The following is a 16,099-nucleotide window of genomic DNA, read 5'->3' as shown; positions in this document are numbered from 1 at the left end:
TATGAGTGAGAACCTCTCCAAGCTGACCGGCTTCGGTGTGTCGATCTGGCTCGACGACATCAGCCGCGAGCGCCTGCGCACCGGCAATCTCGGCGATCTGATCCGCGACAAGAACGTCACGGGCGTCACCTCCAACCCGACGATCTTCGCCTCGGCGCTGAGCAAGGGCGACGCCTACGAGACCCAGCTCCACGACCTGGCGGTCCGCAAGGTCTCGGTCGACGAGGCCGTGCGCGCGATCACCACGTTCGACATCCGCTGGGCCGCCGACGTGCTCCGCCCGGTCTACGACGCCACCTCCGGCGTCGACGGCCGCGTCTCCATCGAGGTCGACCCCCGCCTGGCCCGCGAGACCGAGGCGACCATCGCCGAGGCCCGCGCCCTGTGGTGGCTCGTCGACCGGCCGAACCTGTTCATCAAGATCCCGGCGACCGTCGAGGGCCTGCCCGCGATCACCGCCGCGATCGCCGAGGGCATCAGCGTCAACGTCACGCTGATCTTCTCCCTCGAGCGCTACCGCGCGGTCATCGACGCCTGGCTCGACGGCCTGGAGCAGGCCAAGGCCAAGGGCCTCGACCTCTCGACGATCGAGTCGGTGGCGTCGTTCTTCGTCAGCCGGGTCGACAGCGAGATCGACGCCCGGCTCGACAAGATCGGCACCCCCGAGGCGCTGGAGCTCAAGGGCCGGGCCGCGGTCGCCAACGCGCGCCTCGCCTACGCCGCCTTCGAGGAGGTCGTGAACACCCCGCGCTGGCAGGAGCTGCGCGCGGCCGGGGCGCGGCCCCAGCGCCCGCTCTGGGCCTCCACGGGCACCAAGAGCCCCGCGTACCCCGACACCCTCTACGTCGACGAGCTCGTCACCGCCGGCACCGTCAACACGATGCCGGAGAAGACGCTGAACGCCGTGGCCGACCACGGTCGTATCTCGGGCGACACGATCCGTCCGTTCTACGAGGCCGCCTGGAACGCCATGGCCGCCCTGAAGAACGTCGGCATCGACTACGACGACGTCGTGAAGGTGCTGGAGGACGAGGGCGTCGACAAGTTCGCCGTCTCCTGGAACGAACTGCTGGAGACCGTCACCACCGAGCTGGGGAAGGCCCGATAACTCATGGCGGTAGAGGTGACCCTGGGTCACGCGGCTGAGGCTGCGGCGGCCGTCAAGGACAAGCTGGTCGCCGAGGGCGTGCCGGCCGCACTCGCTGCGGGCGACTCGACCCTCTGGGGGCCCGAGGCGCAGACCGAGGCGACGATCCGCCTCGGCTGGCTGAGCCTGCCCACCACCAGCCGGGAGCTGCTGCCCGAGCTGACGAAGCTGGCGGAGAAGGTCCGCGCCGAAGGCCTCGACCACGTCGTGCTGGCCGGAATGGGCGGCTCGTCGCTGGCGCCCGAGGTCATCTGCGCGACCGAGGACGTGCCGCTGACCGTGCTCGACACCACCGACCCGGGCCAGGTGCTGCGCGCGCTGGGCGACCGGCTGGAGAACACGGTCGTGGTGGTCGCGTCCAAGAGCGGCGGCACCGTCGAGACCGACAGCCACCGCCGGATCTACGAGAAGGCCTTCCGCGACGCCGGCATCGACCCGGCCGACCGGATCGTCGTCGTGACCGACCCGGGTTCACCTCTGGAGAAGACCGCCACCGAGGCGGGTTACCAGGTCTTCCTGGCCGACCCGAACGTGGGCGGGCGTTACAGCGCGCTCAGCGCGTTCGGCCTGGTGCCGAGCGCGCTGGCCGGCGCCGACGTCGTGAAGCTGCTCGACGACGCCGCCGCGATCACGCCGCTGCTGGCCCTCGACGAGGGCAACCCCGGCCTCGAACTGGGCGCGCTTCTGGGCGCCCAGGCGCTGGCCGGCCGCGACAAGCTGATCCTGCGTGACGCGCTGTCCGACATCACCGGCCTGCCCGACTGGATCGAGCAGCTCATCGCCGAGTCGACCGGCAAGTCGGGCAAGGGCATCCTGCCCGTCGTCGGCGCCGACTCGGCCGAGGCCGCCGACCAGTTCTCGATCGACATCGGCCCCGAGGGCGACGTCCACGTCGACGGCCCGCTGGGCGCGCAGTTCCTGGTCTGGGAGTACGCCACCGCCATCGCCGGGCGCGTGCTGGAGATCGACCCCTTCAACCAGCCCAACGTGGCCGAGTCGAAGGAGAACACCGGCAAGATCCTGGCGGCCGAGCCGCACGTCGCCTACCCCGCGCTGGTCGACGGGCCGGTCGAGGTCTACGGCGACGTCGGCGAGAACTGCGACAACCTGGCCGACGTACTCACCTGGGTGCTGCGGGAGATCCCCGACAACGGCTACCTGGCGATCATGGCCTACCTCGACCGGGAGGCGGCCTTCGACGCCGCGATCCTCGGCGGCGGCGACTTCGAGCAGACGACCGAGGCGTGGGCCGCGGCCGACGTGGCGACGCTGCGCAACCTGCTCGACTACCGGACCGAGCGGGCCGTCACCTTCGGGTGGGGCCCCCGGTTCCTGCACTCGACCGGCCAATACCACAAGGGTGGCCCGCAGGTCGGAGTGTTCCTGCAGATCACCGGCGTCAACAGCGACGACGTGGAGGTCCCGGGCAGGCCTTACGGCCTGGCCGAACTCCAGCTCGCGCAGGCGCTGGGCGACCTCGGGGCGCTCCAGTCGCGGAACCGCCCCACCGTGCGGCTCCACCTGACCGACCGGCGGGCGGGCGTCGCCCATCTGCTGGCGGTCGCCGAGGAGCTCTGACTCGATGAGAGCCGATGAGATCAAAACGGAGCCGTCGTACAGGAGGGCGCCGCATGACTGAGCATCAGGAGGACGCCTCCGCACTCGCGGAGGAGACTCAAGTGGCCACCGCGTCCGTCGCGACGGTCGCGGTCACCGATGAGACCATCGCCGAGAACCCGCTGCGCGACCCACGTGACAAGCGGCTGCCGCGCGTCGCGGGGCCGTGCGTCCTGGTGCTGTTCGGCGTCACGGGCGACCTGGCCAAGCGCAAGCTGCTGCCGGCCATCTACGACCTGGGCAACCGCGGCCTGCTGCCGCCCGGTTTCTCGCTGGTCGGGTTCGCCCGCCGCGACTGGGCGCATGAGGACTTCGCCAACGTCACCTACGAGGCGGTCAAGGAGCACGCCCGGACCCCGTTCCGGGAAGAGGTCTGGAAGCAGATCTCCGAGGGCATCCACTTCTGCCCGGGTGAGTTCCACGACGACGGCGCGTTCGACTGCCTGGCGATGATGCTGAAGGAGATCGACGAGACCCGGGGCACGGGCGGCAACTACGCCTTCTACCTGTCGGTCCCGCCGAAGTACTTCCCGACGGTCGTCGAGCAGCTCAAGCGCACGGGCCTGGCGCAGCACCCCGACGGGTCGTGGCGCCGCGTGGTGATCGAGAAGCCGTTCGGCCACGACCTGGAGAGCGCCCAGGACCTGAACCGCATCACCAGCGCGGTCTTCCCGGAGAGCTCGGTCTTCCGGATCGACCACTACCTGGGCAAGGAGACGGTCCAGAACATCCTGGCGCTGCGCTTCGCCAACAACCTCTACGAGCCCATCTGGAACCGCAGCTTCGTCGACCACGTCCAGATCACGATGGCGGAAGACATCGGCATCGGGTCCCGGGCGGGCTACTACGACGGCATCGGCGCGGCCCGTGACGTCATCCAGAACCACCTGCTCCAGCTCCTGGCGCTGGTCGCGATGGAGGACCCGACGTCCTTCGACGCCAACTCGCTGCGCCGCGAGAAGGAGAAGGTGCTGAAGGCGGTCCGGCTGCCCGACGACCTGTCCACCGGCGCGATCCGCGGTCAGTACACCGCTGGCTGGCAGGGCGGCGACAAGGTCATCGGCTACCTGGAGGAAGACGGCATCCCGTCCGACTCGCTGACCGACACCTACGCCGCCATCAAGCTCGAAGTGGCCAACCGCCGCTGGGCCGGGGTGCCGTTCTACCTGCGCGCGGGCAAGCGCCTGGGCCGCCGGGTGACCGAGGTCGCCGTGGTGTTCCAGCGGGCGCCGCACCTGCCGTTCAGCAAGGACGACACCGAGATCCTTGGCCAGAACGCCCTGGTCATCCGCGTCCAGCCCGACGAGGGCATCACGGTGCGGTTCGGCTCGAAGGTCCCCGGCACGGCCATGGAGGTCCGCGACGTGTCCATGGACTTCGCCTACGGCGAGTCGTTCATGGAGAGCAGCCCCGAGGCCTACGAGCGGCTGCTGCTGGACGTCCTGATCGGCGACCCGCCGCTGTTCCCGCACCAGCGGGAGGTGGAGCTGTCCTGGGAGATCCTCGACCCGATCGAGGAATACTGGGCCACCCACGGCCACCCCGAGGGCTACCCGGCCGGCACCTGGGGCCCCGCGGGCGCCGACGAGATGCTGGCCCGTGACGGACGTGTCTGGAGGCGGCTGTGACCAGCTTCAACCTGACCGCGACCACCGCGTCGAAGATCAGCTCCGGGCTGACGAAGCTCCGCCACCAGATGGGCGCCCCCGCCATAGGGATGGTGCTCACGCTGGTGGTGGTCTCCGACGAGGCGGGCCAGTACGACGCCGTCCGCGCCGCGACCGACGCCGCGCGGGAGCACCCGTCGCGGATCCTCGTGGTGGTCAGGCGCGACGCCAGGGAGGCCGACCGTCTCGACGCGGAACTGCGCGTCGGCGAGTCGTCGCCCGGCGAGGTCGTCATCCTGCGCCTCTACGGCGAGCTGACCCAGCACGCCGAATCGGTGCTCAGCCCGCTGCTGCTGACCGACACCCCGGTCGTGGTCTGGTGGCCGGCCGACGGGCCCGCCATCCCGGCCAAGGACCCGGTCGGTCATCTGGCCACCCGGCGGATCGTCGACGCCCGCACCGCCATCGACAGCGCCAAGGCGATCGCGTCGCGGTGGAACGGCTACGTTCCCGGCGACACCGACCTGGCCTGGACCCGCCTGACCTCGTGGCGCTCACTCCTGGCCGCGGCGTTCGACCAGCCGCTGGGGCCCGTCACCGGCGGCGTCGTCGAGGCCACGGCCGGGCATCCCAGCGCCTACCTGCTGGCGTCGTGGCTGTCCGACCGGCTCAAGACCGACGTCGTCGTCGGCGAGTCGCAGGGCCCGGGGATCACCGCCGTGCGGCTGTCGCTGGCCAAGGGCGGGGAGCTCTCCCTGTCCCGCGGCGACGCCCGCCTCGCGACCCTGTCGCGACCGGGACAGCCCGACCGGAACGTCGCGCTGGCGCGGCGGACCGAATCGGAGCTGCTCTCGGAGGAGCTGCGGCGTCTTGACCCCGATGAGGTCTACGCGAGCGCGCTGAAGCATCTCGCCGGTAAGTAAGATCGTCAACCGCCCGTCTCCCCTTCGGGAGACGGGCGGTTTCTCTTTTACGGAGGTACGTCGTGAGCGCAGTCCCCACTGTTCTGGTGCACCGGGATCCGGGCGTGCTGGCCCAGGCCGTGGCGGCTCGGTTGATCACCCGGCTGGTCGACGTCCAGGCCGAACGTGGAACCGCGTCGGTGGTGCTGACCGGCGGGACCGTCGGGATCGCCACCCTGGCCGCCGTGGCCGCCTCCCCGGCCCGCGACGCGGTCGACTGGCGGTCGCTGGACGTCTGGTGGGGCGACGAGCGGTTCGTCCCCGCCGGCTCCCCCGACCGCAACGAGAAGCAGGCCCGTGAGGCCCTCCTGGACGCCGTCGACCTCGACCCCAAGCGGGTTCACCCCATGGCCGCCTCCGACTCCGGCCTGACGCCTGAGGAGGCCGCCGAGCGGTACGCCGCGAACCTGGGGTCGGCCCCGGAGTTCGACGTGCTGATGCTGGGCATGGGGCCCGACTCTCACGTGGCATCGCTGTTCCCCGGCCACGCCGCCCTCCAGGTGTCCGACCGGATGGCGGTGGCCGTCCACGACTCCCCCAAGCCGCCGCCCACGCGCGTCTCGCTGACCTTCCCGGCGATCCAGGCCGCCCGGGAGGTGTGGGTGATCGCGTCCGGCGCGGAGAAGGCCGCGGCGGTGCGCCTCGGGCTGACCTGCGACCAGCTCTCGGCCCCGGCGGCGGGCGCGCGGGGCGTGGAGAAGACCCTGTTCCTCCTCGACCGCGCCGCCGCCGCCGAGATCCCCGGACAGTGACGATCGGGCCGCCCCGGTAAATCCGGGATTTCCCGGGGCGGCGCCGGCCCCGGACGCGGCCTTGACGGTGTCCGGCCTCCGTTGCATCCCCTCCCGCCCGAGGTTGCCGTGGCCTTTGCCCGGCGGCCCTCTCCGCCAAGAAACCCGATCTGACCTGGGGTTAGTGTCGATGAAGAGGTCCGAAGAGGAGGGAGGGGATCATGTCGATCGACCTGACCGAGGACACGATCACCAAGGAGGTGCAGAGCACCTTCGAGGGCTGTCACGACGCCCGCACCCGGGAGTTGTTCGTCGACCTGGTGCGGCACCTGCACGACTTCGCCCGGGAGACACGCCTCACCGGCGACGAGTGGTTCACCGCGATGGACTTCCTGGAGCGGGTCGGCAAGATCACCACCGCCACCCGCCATGAGTACGTGCTGCTGTCCGACATCCTCGGGCTGAGCGTCCTGGTCGACCTGATCAACGACCACCACGGGCCCCACACCACCGACAGCACCCTCCTCGGCCCCTTCTACGTCGAAGGCCGCCCGACCGCGCCCAACGGCGCCGACATCTCCGGCGGGGTCCCGGGCATGCCGCTGTTCTTCACCGGCCGGGTCGTCGGCCAGGACGGCGAGCCCCTGTCCGGGGTGAAGGTGGACACCTGGCACAGCGACGGGGACGGTCACTACGACGTACAGCAGGAGGAGAAGCTGCACGGCCGGCTCGCCATGCGGGCGCTGATGACCACCGACGACGACGGACGGTTCTGGTACCGGTCGATCGTGCCGCGCTACTACCCGGTGCCGACCGACGGGCCGTGCGGGGAGATCATCCGGGCCGCCGAGCGGTCGCCGATGAGGCCCGAGCACATCCACTTCTGGCTGCACGCCGACGGTTTCCAGCCACTGATCACCATGCTGTTCCGGCGTGACGATCCCTACCTGGACCAGGACGCCGTCTTCGCGGCGAAGCGGTCGCTGGTTGCCGATTTCGTCCAGCACGAACCGGGCACCGCCCCCGACGGCACCCAGGTCGACGAGCCGTTCCAGACCCTCGGCTGGACCTTCACCCTGAGCCCGGGCTGATGTCCCGCCTTCCGCTCGCCCCTGTCGATCACGCGCCGGAACCGTTCCGGGAGTTCATGGCGCGCCGTGGCGAGCTCAACGTGTTCCGGCTGATCGCCAACGCCCCGGCGGTGTGCGACGGGTGGGCCAGGATGACCGACCAGTTCCTGGACAGCCCGACGTTCCCGCCCCGCCTGCGGGAGAGGGTCATCCTGCGGGTCGCCGAACTTCGGGGTTCGGCGTACGAGACCGCTCAGCATCTCGGCCCCGCCCGACAGGCCGGGGCGACCGAGGACCCCGACCCCACCGAGAGGGCCGCGCTCGATCTCGTGGACGAACTGTGCACCACCCACGAGGTGCGGGACGCCACCTTCGACAAGGCCCACGCGGCGCTCGGCACCGAGGCCGTCACCGAACTGGTGCTGCTGGTGAACCTCTACTACGGGCTGGCGTTGATCCTCAACGCCGTCGACCTGGACGTCGACGAGCACGCACGATTGGGAGCGCCGTGACCAGGATCGCCTACCGCGACATCGACACCCTTTCCGGCGAGGCACGCGCCCTGGCCGCCGAACGCGGCGCGCTGAACGTCTACCGCGCGCTGGCCAACGCCGACCGGGTCTTCACGGGCTGGATGGCCGCCGGGCGGGAGCACCTCACCAGCCGCGTCCTGCCCGAGCGGCTGCGGGAGCTGGTCATCCTGCGCACCGCCCACCTGATGGACAGCCGGTATGAGATCGCCCAGCACACCGGCGTCGCCGAGCGGGCCGGCGTCTCGACCGCCGAGCTCGCGGCGCTGGCCGACGGCCTGTCGGCGACCTTCGACGACGTCGAACTGGCCGCGCTGCGGCTGACCACGGAGCTGGTCAACACCGGGCACGTCCACGCCGACGTCTTCGACCAGGTCCACCAGGCGCTGGGCACCGAGGCCACCGTCGAACTGCTGATGGTCGTCGCGCACTGGGCCGGCCTGGCGCTGATGCTCAACGCGCTCCAGGTCGACGTCGACGCCCACGCCCGGATCTCCATGCCGCGGGAGGGGTCGTGACATGCGCGCTCTCCGGTTCACCCGGTTCGGGCCGCCGGAAGAGGTCCTGACCCTCGCCGACGTCACCGATCCCGACATCGGCGGCGGTGAGGCCCTGGTGGCCGTCAAAGCGGCCTCGGTCAACCCGTCGGACCTGAAGAACGTCACCGGCGACATGGAGGGCACCGTGCTGCCCCGGATCCCCGGGCGGGACTTCGCCGGGGTGGTCGTGGGCGGCCCGCGCGACTGGATCGGCGCCGAGGTCTACGGGACCGGCGGCGACGTGGGGTTCAGCCGCGACGGCACGCACGCCGAGCTCGTCGGCGTGCCGAGCGCCGCGTTGGTCCGCAAGCCCGAGCGGCTCAGCTTCGCCGAGGCGGCGGTCCTGGGGGTGCCCTTCGTGGTCGGCTGGCTCGGCGCCGTGGAGACCGCCCTGCTGGAGAAGGGCGAGACGATCGCGGTGTTCGGGGTCGGCGGCGGTGTCGGCTCGGCGGTGGCGCAGATCGCCAGGGTCCGGGGAGCCAGGGTCATCGGCGTCGACCGGACGGCGCCGGCGGACCACGCCCCCGTCGACCACTTCGTGCCGTTGGACGACGACACCGGCGCCGAGGTGCGGCGGCTCACCGGCGGCGCGGGGGCCGACGTGGTGTACGACGCGGTCGGCGGCGTCACCACGCCCGCCGCGCTCGACTCACTGGCCCGGCGGGGACGGCTCGTCGTCATCAGCGCGATCGGGACGCGTACCGTCACCCTCGATCTGATCGACTTCTACCACCGGGAGGCGCGCATGCTGGGCTCCGACAGCCGTCGGCTCGACGCGGTCAGGTGCGCCGAACTGCTGTCCCGGTTCACGCCCTACCTGGAGGCGGGCGACTTCCGGCCACCGCGCATCGCCTGCGACTTCAGCCTGCCGGAGGCCGGGGACGCGTACGCGGCGGTCGCGCGGAGGCCCCGTGGGCGAGTGGTCATCCGCCCTTAGCCTGTTCCGCGTCGAGCGCCTGCCGGGCCTTGGTCTCCTCCCGTCTCACCACCTCGTAGCGCCGCTCCGCCGCCGAGGCCCGTTTCCGCGCCTCCGTGAGCGCGCGCTCCGCCTCGGCCACGGCCTCGATCGCCTCGTCGCGTTCGGCGACGGCCGGTCCCAGTTGCCCGGCCCACTCCGCGTGGCGCTTCCGCGCGGCCGCCACGGCTTCGGCCCGCTCGGTGGATTCGGCCGGAGGCTGCTTCTTGCGTGCGGAAGAAGGGCGTACAGAAGAAGGAGGGACGGCGGTGGGCACGAAGCCGCTGTAACTCAGGGCCCCCGCCAGCCGGCCCGAGCGGACCTGGGCGGCCGCGTCGGCGTCGATGACGGCGGCGTCGAGGGTCTGTTCCAGCTCGGCGGGCGCCAGCTTCCCCGAGGCGACCTTCAGCGCCAGCCGGGAGACCTTCGACACGGCGGCGGCCCGGCGGGGCGCCAGCGCCGCGAGGGCGTCGCCGTCGCCGGTGGCCCAGGCGGCCCGCATCTCCTCCCCCACCGTCAGCAGTTCGGCCACCTCGTCGGGGTGGGAGCGGACCACCTGGTTGACCGCCCACGCCAGGACGGTGGGTTTGCGCAGCCTGCCGATCTCCTTGTCGCCGGTCTCCTTGACCAGCCGGTTCCTGGCGGCGGTGAACTCCCCAGGCGACAGTGTGTAAAGCTGCCGGGCAGCCTCATCAAGGTTCACGTCGAAGTCATACCCTTGCCCGCATGACCGAGTTGCGCGGAGACCGGTTGAGGCTCCGGCCGATCGCGCCGCCCGACGCTCCCTGGCTCCTGGTCCACTGGAACGAGCCGAGCGTGCGGCGGCACCTCTTCGACGACGCACTCGTCACCGTGGAGCTGGTGGCCGAGATCGTCGGCGACAGCGGGGAGGACTTCGCCTCGCACGGCTACGGGCTCTGGGCGATCGTCCACGGGCACGAGATCGGTGTGTGCGGCCTGCGGACCACCGACGATCACGCGGCCGAGCTCCTTTACAGCGTAGATCCGAAGTGGCAGGGGAAGGGGCTGGCCCTGGAGGCCGCCCGGCTGGTCGTCGACTTCGCCTTCACCATCAGAGGCGCTCCCGAGGTCGTGGCGGAGACCGACGCCGCCAACACCGCGTCGCAGCGGCTCGCGGAGAAGCTGGGCATGATCCGCACCAGAACCCGCAAGGGCGAGCACGGCCCCGTTCACGTCTATACGCTTCGCGCGCCCGCCGTTTCCGGCGCATAGTGGGGGCAGTTCCCCCACTTCTCACACGGAGGCCGCCCGTGTTCGAGCGTTTCACCGACCGCGCCCGGCAAGTGATCATCCTCGCGAACGAGGAGGCCCGAGCGCTGCACCACACGTGGATCGGCACCGAGCACATCCTGCTGGGGCTCGTCCGGGAGGGTCAGGGACTGGCCGCCCAGGCGATGGCCGAATGCCGGGTCGAGATCGACCAGGTGCGGACCGCCGTCGTCCGCATGACCGGCGGGCCCAAGGAGCCGCCCTCGGAGGCGATCGGCCACATCCCCTTCACGCCGCGCGCCAAGAAGATCCTCGGTCTGGCGCACCAGGAGGCCATGCGACGGCACGACAAGCACATCGGCACCGAGCACATCCTGCTGGCCACCCTCCGCGAAGGGCAGGGCGTCGCGGTCCAGGCGCTCACCGAGACCGGCGTCGCGCCCGAGGTCGTGGAAGACGCCCTCGACGAGCGCATGCAGGCCCAGGGCGCGATGGACCGGTCGATCCTCGACAGGCTGACCGAGCCCGGCGACCAGGTCATCAGGAACACCCTGCGCCGCCACGGCGAAGACCGGCGGATGATCAACCAGGTCCTGGAGAGCCTGGAGAGCCTCCACCGCCGGCTCGACGCGATGGGCGCGCCGCCCGACCCCGGAAAGTGATCATTCCGGTCCGGGGCCCCTGAGCCGCCCCGGACCGGAATGTTCCGTGTGACGCGGTCTAGGCCGGGACGACCTGCGCCAGCACACCCACGGCGATCCTCGCTTCGACCACACCGGGGTCCTCGGTGTAGCCGAGCGTGGCGCCGAGGGAGATCAGCAGACTCCTCATGCGCGCGTTGTCCGACAGCAACGTCGCTCTCACTTCGGCCAGGCCCAGGTCGCGGGCCTCCTCCAGCAGCAGCCGGGCCATGGCGGCGCCGAGGCCGCGGCCCTGCCAGCGGTCCTCGACCAGGAAGGTCATCTCGGCGATGCCGGGTTCGGCGCCGAAGGTGAGACTCGCCAGCGCGACCACCTGGCCGTCGTGCCCGGCCACCAGCGAGTGGCCCTTCGACCGGTCGCAGAGCCGGTCGAAGACGCGCGGCGGCAGGCTCGGCGACGAGGTGAAGTAGCGGAACCTGCGGGTCTCGGGAGAGCAGCGTTCGTGCAGGTCGCGGACGGCTTCGCGGTAGATCGGGGCCAGCGACCTGATCTGGACCTCGGTCCCGTCACCCAGCGCCAGGGCGCGTTCGGCCGAGACCGGGTCGGTCGGCGGCTGGGCCAGCCGGACCAGCGCGGCGGCGCGGGCCGCCTCGGTCAGGGTGAAGGGCAGGCCGGTACGCCGCAGCCGGATCGCCCGCCGGGACGCCACCGGCACCACCAGCAGCGTCGGGTCGGGCAGCTCACCGCGTACCGCGCCGAACACCCAGCGGGCGTCGTCGGCGCGCAGCAGTTCGCCGAGGATCTCCGGGAGCCGCCACGGCATCGCCCGCAGCCGCGCGGCCAGCAGCAGCACCCGGGTGGGCTCGTCGGTCAGTTCGTGCGCGGTCGCCGGGACGACCCTCACGCGGCGGCCGCCGGCCGCCTCAAGAGCGGCGCGCACGTCGTCGGCCGAGGCCGGGATGTCGGCGATGAACTCGTCGACCGTGCCGTCGGAGTCGGGTTGCACGGACAGGCCCAGGATGTTGCCGCCCTTGGCCGCGAGCGCCGACGCCAGTGACGCCAGCCTCCCGGGACGTTCGTCGACCGTCGTCCTGATCCGCAGAAACCCCATGTCGTTCTCCCTCCGCTGAGCCTCAGCCTGGCTGAGCGTTGTTACACAGGTGCTACTTGCGGGTATGCCACCCGTTTCGTCACGACAAATCGTGTTAAGTCTTCGCATGTCGGCGGCTTACCTGCCCTTGGACGACGCGTTCCGTCGTGAGATGCGCCGTCGATGACGAATAGAGCAGGATTGCCCTATGAACGCTCCGCTCTCCGATTCCTTCGCCAACGGTGACGTCTCCTACTGGTATCGGGGGCTCGGCGTCCCCGAGCCCGCCCACCGCCTCGGCGGCGACCTGCGGGCCGACGTGGCGATCATCGGAGGCGGCTACACGGGTCTGTGGACGGCGTACTACCTGATCAAGGCCGACCCGTCGCTGCACGTGGTCGTCCTGGAGAAGGAGTTCGCGGGGTTCGGCGCCTCCGGCCGCAACGGGGGCTGGCTGGCCGGGCTGCTCCCGGGGAGCCCGCAGCGCTACGCCAAGACCCACGGCGCCGACGCGGCGCGGGCGTTCCAGCGGGAGCTGTTCACCTCCGTTGACGAGGTCATCGCCGTGTGCGCGGCCGAGGGGATCGACGCCGACATCGTGAAGGGCGGGGTCTACAACGTCGCCAGGACCCCCGCCCAGGCGCTGCGGCTGGAGCAGGAGGTCGAGGCGCAGCACTCCTGGGGCTGGGGTCCCAAGGACGTGTCCGTGGTGCCGGTCAACGAACACATCCGGGTCGAGGGGGCGCTGGCGGCCTCCTGGAGCCCCCACTGTGCCCGCGTGCAGCCGGCGAAACTGGCCAGGGGGTTGGCGAGAGCCGTACAGGACCTGGGGGTCGAGCTCTACGAGGGCACCGAGGTGACGGGCATCGCGCCCGGCCGGGTGACGACGGCGCGGGGCACGGTCCGCGCGGACGTGGTGCTGCGCTGCACCGAGGGGTTCACCGCGACGCTGAAGGACAACCACCGCGACTGGCTGCCGATGAACAGCTCCATGATCGTGACCGAGCCGCTCCCCCAGAGCTTCTGGGACGAGGTCGGCTGGCAGGGCCACGAGCTCCTGGGCGACTTCGCGCACTACTACATGTACGCCCAGCGCACCGCCGACGACCGCATCGCCTTCGGCGGCCGGGGACGCCCCTATCTGTACGGTTCCAAGGTCGACGACCGGGGCCGCACCCACGGCTGGACCGTCGACGCGCTCTGGCAGCTGCTGCTCGGCTTCTTCCCCGCCGCCCGGTCGACGAGGATCGCGCACGCCTGGTCGGGGGTGCTGGGCGTGCCGCGCGACTGGTGCGCGACCGTGGGGCTCGACCCGTCGACCGGGCTCGGCTGGGCCGGCGGCTACACCGGCCACGGAGTCACCGCGACCAACCTGGCCGGACGGACCCTGCGCGACCTCGTCCTCGACCGCGGCACCGACCTGACCGCCCTCCCGTGGGTGGGCCGGAAGGTCCGCAAGTGGGAGCCGGAGCCCCTGCGCTGGACGGGGGTGCACGCGATGTACCGTCTCTACCGGCTCGCCGACGCCCGGGAGGCCGGCGGCGTGCCCCGAACGTCCGTGCTGGCCAGAATCGCCGACAAGATCACAGGACACTGAATTGACCGAGACCCTGTTCCACGGTGGCCGCGTCTTCATCCCTGACGGCTTCGCCGAGGCGGCGCTGGTCCGCGACGGCGTCATCACCGCCGTCGGGCCTCTCGACGAGATCAGAAACTCCCAGGCGGAGCCGTTCGATCTCGACGGCGGCCTGCTGACGCCCGGGTTCACCGACTCCCACGTCCACCCCGTCCAGGCCGGTCTCGAACGGGCGCTGTGCGAACTGTCGGAGGTGTACGGCCTCGACGCCTACCTGCACGAGATCGCCGCCTACGCCGCCGCGCACCCCGACCGCGAATGGATCAACGGCGGCGGCTGGGACATGGCCGCCTTCCCCGGAGGTCTCCCCCACCGCGAGCAGCTGGACTTCCTCGACCGCCCGGCCTATCTGATCCAGCGCGACCATCACGCGGCCTGGGTCAACACCAGGGCGCTGGAGCGGGCCGGAATCTCACGGGACACCCCCGACCCCGCCGACGGCCGCATCGAACGCGACCCCGACGGCACCCCGACCGGCGTCCTGCACGAGGGCGCGATGGACCTGGTCGGCCTGCTCACCCCCCGCCCCACCTCCCAGGACCAGGAGGCGGCCCTGCTGGACGCCCAGCAGCACCTGTTCTCGCTGGGCATCACCGGCTGGCAGGACGCGATCGTCGGCTCCTACGCGGGCTCCGACGACCAGCTGCCCACCTATCTGTCGGTGGCCGGGAAGGGCCTGCTGCAGGCCCGGGTGGTCGCCGCGCTGTGGTGGGACCGCACCCGGGGCGCCGAGCAGATCCCGTCGCTGGTGGCCAGGCGCGCGGCGGCGGAGGGCCTCGACCGGTTCCGCGCCACGTCCGTCAAGATCATGCAGGACGGCATCGCCGAGAACTTCACCGCGGCGGTCATCGAGCCCTACTGCCGCTGCGGCGGCACCGGCCTCTCCTACGTGGAGCCGTCGCTGCTTCGCGCATATGTCAGAGAACTCGATCAGCTCGGGTTCCAGGTGCACTTCCACGCCATCGGCGAGCGCGCCGTCCGTGAGGTGCTCGATTCCCTCGACGGGACCGACCCCGCCAACCGCCACCACATCGCCCACCTGCAGATCATCACCCCCGACGACGTCCCCAGGTTCGCCTCGCTGGGCGCGGTCGCCAACCTCCAGCCCCTGTGGGCCGCCCACAGCCCCCAGATGGACGAGCTCACCCTCCCCTACCTGGGCGAACCCCGGTCGAGCTGGCAGTATCCGTTCGCCGACCTGGTCGCTCAGGGCGCCCGGCTCGCGGCGGGCTCCGACTGGCCGGTCTCCTCGGCCGACCCCCTCGAAGGCATGCACGTCGCCGTCAACCGGGTCGAACCTCCCGGCTCCCACCACGCCGGGCACACGTCGAAGCCGTTCCTCCCGGGCCAGGCGCTCGACCTGCGGACGATCATGACGGCGTACACGGAGGGAAGCGCCTGGCTGAACGACTCACCCGCGGGCGTGATCGAACCGGGCCGCCCGGCCGACCTGGTCGTATTGGACCGCGACCCCTTCGTCCACTCTTCGGAGGAGATCGCCCTGACCAAGGTCCGGGCCACCTTCGTGGACGGCCGCCAGGTGTTCGGATAAAACAGAAATGACCCGCCCTGAACCAGGGCGGGTCATTTCCGAGATCTACTAGTAGATCGGACGCGAAGAGGTTCGCAGCCGCTCCAGTGCCTCCGCGAGAATCTGAGCGCCGTCTTTGTCGCTACGGCGCTCCTTCACGTAGGCAAGGTGGGTCTTGTAAGGCTCGTTGCGCGGCGGAGCAGGCGGGTTCGCCTGGTCCTGACCAGCGGGCAGACCGCAGCGCGGGCAGTCCCAGTGCTCCGGGACGGCCGCGTCGCTGGCGAAACTGGGACGCGTCTCGTGAAGATTGGCGCACCAGAAGGCGACACGCACTCGGGGGGCCGCCTCGCCGCGCTCGGCCTCGCCCATCGGGCCTGCGCCGACTCGACTGCCACGGATCGCGTTGCCACTACCCACGGATTACTCCTCGCTCGATCGCCCCGCGGGGAACACGGGGAGAGACTGAACCCTATGTGACGCTCGGGGCTGCTACGGCTTGAGCAGTAGTCCGAGCGCGATGATGCAGACGAACCACACGACGCCGGTGATGACGGTGAGGCGGTCAAGGTTGCGCTCAACGACGGACGAGCCGCCGAACGACGACGCGAAGCCGCCGCCGAACATGTCCGTCAGACCGCCGCCCTTGCCCTTGTGAAGCAGCACCAGCAGCACCATGAGGCCGCTCGAAAGAATGAGGGCGATGGAGATTCCGATAGTCACGGCAGACCTTTTCCGGATAGCGCCTGAGCGGCATGACGATTCAAACGTGCTCTATGAGGGTACGACCTGTTGTCAAGTCGCACCCCCATAATG

17 protein-coding genes are annotated in these 16,099 nt (G+C 71.0%); 13 read left to right on the top strand and 4 right to left on the bottom strand.

Going from position 1 to position 16,099, the window contains the following annotated elements; all coding sequences use genetic code 11:
* Position 1 precedes the first annotated feature (1 nt).
* The 9 genes from tal (at position 2) to AW272_RS21445 (ending at position 9,140) form a co-directional block, all read left to right on the top strand.
* On the top strand, positions 2-1,108 hold the full coding sequence (gene tal, locus AW272_RS21485) for a transaldolase (RefSeq protein ID WP_066368094.1): 1,107 nt from the start codon (positions 2-4) through the stop codon (positions 1,106-1,108).
* 3 nt (positions 1,109-1,111) lie between these two features.
* The gene (locus AW272_RS21480; RefSeq protein WP_066368092.1) at positions 1,112-2,725 is read left to right on the top strand and encodes a phosphoglucose isomerase-related protein; all 1,614 of its coding nucleotides are present in this window, start codon (positions 1,112-1,114) and stop codon (positions 2,723-2,725) included.
* Positions 2,726-2,778: 53 nt separating this feature from the next.
* The gene (gene zwf, locus AW272_RS21475; RefSeq protein WP_083958549.1) at positions 2,779-4,392 is read left to right on the top strand and encodes a glucose-6-phosphate dehydrogenase; all 1,614 of its coding nucleotides are present in this window, start codon (positions 2,779-2,781) and stop codon (positions 4,390-4,392) included.
* On the top strand, positions 4,389-5,294 hold the full coding sequence (locus tag AW272_RS21470; RefSeq protein WP_066368089.1) for a glucose-6-phosphate dehydrogenase assembly protein OpcA: 906 nt from the start codon (positions 4,389-4,391) through the stop codon (positions 5,292-5,294). The genes zwf and AW272_RS21470 overlap by 4 nt, the downstream gene beginning before the upstream one ends.
* A 62-nt stretch (positions 5,295-5,356) precedes the next feature.
* Entirely contained in the window at positions 5,357-6,085 is a 729-nt protein-coding gene (gene pgl / locus AW272_RS21465) for a 6-phosphogluconolactonase (protein WP_066368087.1), read from the top strand.
* A gap of 200 nt (positions 6,086-6,285) precedes the next feature.
* A complete protein-coding gene (locus tag AW272_RS21460) occupies positions 6,286-7,155 on the top strand; it encodes a dioxygenase family protein (protein WP_066368085.1) in 870 nt (289 codons plus the stop codon).
* On the top strand, positions 7,155-7,646 hold the full coding sequence (locus AW272_RS21455; protein ID WP_066368084.1) for a carboxymuconolactone decarboxylase family protein: 492 nt from the start codon (positions 7,155-7,157) through the stop codon (positions 7,644-7,646). Before AW272_RS21460 ends, AW272_RS21455 begins: the two co-directional genes overlap by 1 nt.
* Positions 7,643-8,182, top strand: coding sequence for a carboxymuconolactone decarboxylase family protein (locus AW272_RS21450; RefSeq protein WP_066368080.1), 540 nt, complete (start codon positions 7,643-7,645; stop codon positions 8,180-8,182). Before AW272_RS21455 ends, AW272_RS21450 begins: the two co-directional genes overlap by 4 nt.
* Before the next feature lies 1 nt (position 8,183).
* Positions 8,184-9,140: a quinone oxidoreductase family protein gene (locus AW272_RS21445; RefSeq protein WP_066368077.1), complete on the top strand. Its 957-nt coding sequence runs from the start codon at positions 8,184-8,186 to the stop codon at positions 9,138-9,140.
* On the opposite strand, the gene AW272_RS21440 is transcribed toward AW272_RS21445, so the two are convergent.
* Positions 9,127-9,861 carry a hypothetical protein gene (locus AW272_RS21440; RefSeq protein ID WP_066368073.1) on the bottom strand — a complete coding sequence of 245 codons (735 nt, stop codon included), beginning with the start codon at positions 9,859-9,861 and terminating at the stop codon, positions 9,127-9,129. The genes AW272_RS21445 and AW272_RS21440 overlap by 14 nt on opposite strands.
* Positions 9,862-9,884: 23 nt before the next feature.
* Here AW272_RS21440 and AW272_RS21435 point away from each other — a divergent pair, with 23 nt between their 5' ends.
* Both AW272_RS21435 and AW272_RS45655 read left to right on the top strand, forming a co-directional pair.
* Complete coding sequence (locus tag AW272_RS21435) at positions 9,885-10,391, top strand: GNAT family N-acetyltransferase (RefSeq protein WP_066368072.1); 507 nt, start codon at positions 9,885-9,887, stop codon at positions 10,389-10,391.
* Positions 10,392-10,429: 38 nt separating this feature from the next.
* Entirely contained in the window at positions 10,430-11,050 is a 621-nt protein-coding gene (locus tag AW272_RS45655; RefSeq protein ID WP_066368066.1) for a Clp protease N-terminal domain-containing protein, read from the top strand.
* 58 nt (positions 11,051-11,108) lie between these two features.
* Here AW272_RS45655 and AW272_RS21425 read toward each other — a convergent pair whose 3' ends face one another.
* Positions 11,109-12,140 carry a GNAT family N-acetyltransferase gene (locus AW272_RS21425; protein ID WP_066368064.1) on the bottom strand — a complete coding sequence of 344 codons (1,032 nt, stop codon included), beginning with the start codon at positions 12,138-12,140 and terminating at the stop codon, positions 11,109-11,111.
* 187 nt (positions 12,141-12,327) lie between these two features.
* Between AW272_RS21425 and AW272_RS21420 the strand changes: the two genes are divergently transcribed.
* Positions 12,328-13,716 carry an NAD(P)/FAD-dependent oxidoreductase gene (locus AW272_RS21420; RefSeq protein ID WP_066368062.1) on the top strand — a complete coding sequence of 463 codons (1,389 nt, stop codon included), beginning with the start codon at positions 12,328-12,330 and terminating at the stop codon, positions 13,714-13,716.
* Between the two features lies 1 nt (position 13,717).
* On the top strand, positions 13,718-15,307 hold the full coding sequence (locus AW272_RS21415) for an amidohydrolase (RefSeq protein ID WP_066368059.1): 1,590 nt from the start codon (positions 13,718-13,720) through the stop codon (positions 15,305-15,307).
* Positions 15,308-15,355: 48 nt separating this feature from the next.
* Here AW272_RS21415 and AW272_RS40765 read toward each other — a convergent pair whose 3' ends face one another.
* Positions 15,356-15,703 (bottom strand): RNA polymerase-binding protein RbpA, encoded by a 348-nt coding sequence (locus AW272_RS40765; RefSeq protein ID WP_083958548.1) that lies wholly within the window; start codon positions 15,701-15,703, stop codon positions 15,356-15,358.
* A gap of 72 nt (positions 15,704-15,775) precedes the next feature.
* Positions 15,776-16,006, bottom strand: a complete 231-nt coding sequence (secG, locus tag AW272_RS21410; RefSeq protein WP_066368056.1) for a preprotein translocase subunit SecG — start codon at positions 16,004-16,006, stop codon at positions 15,776-15,778.
* Positions 16,007-16,099 lie beyond the last annotated feature (93 nt).

This window comes from Herbidospora mongoliensis, assembly GCF_001570545.1.
Taxonomy (GTDB): domain Bacteria; phylum Actinomycetota; class Actinomycetes; order Streptosporangiales; family Streptosporangiaceae; genus Herbidospora; species Herbidospora mongoliensis.
Note: the sequence above shows the minus strand (reverse complement) of the source record. Positions and strands in the feature narration are given on the sequence as shown.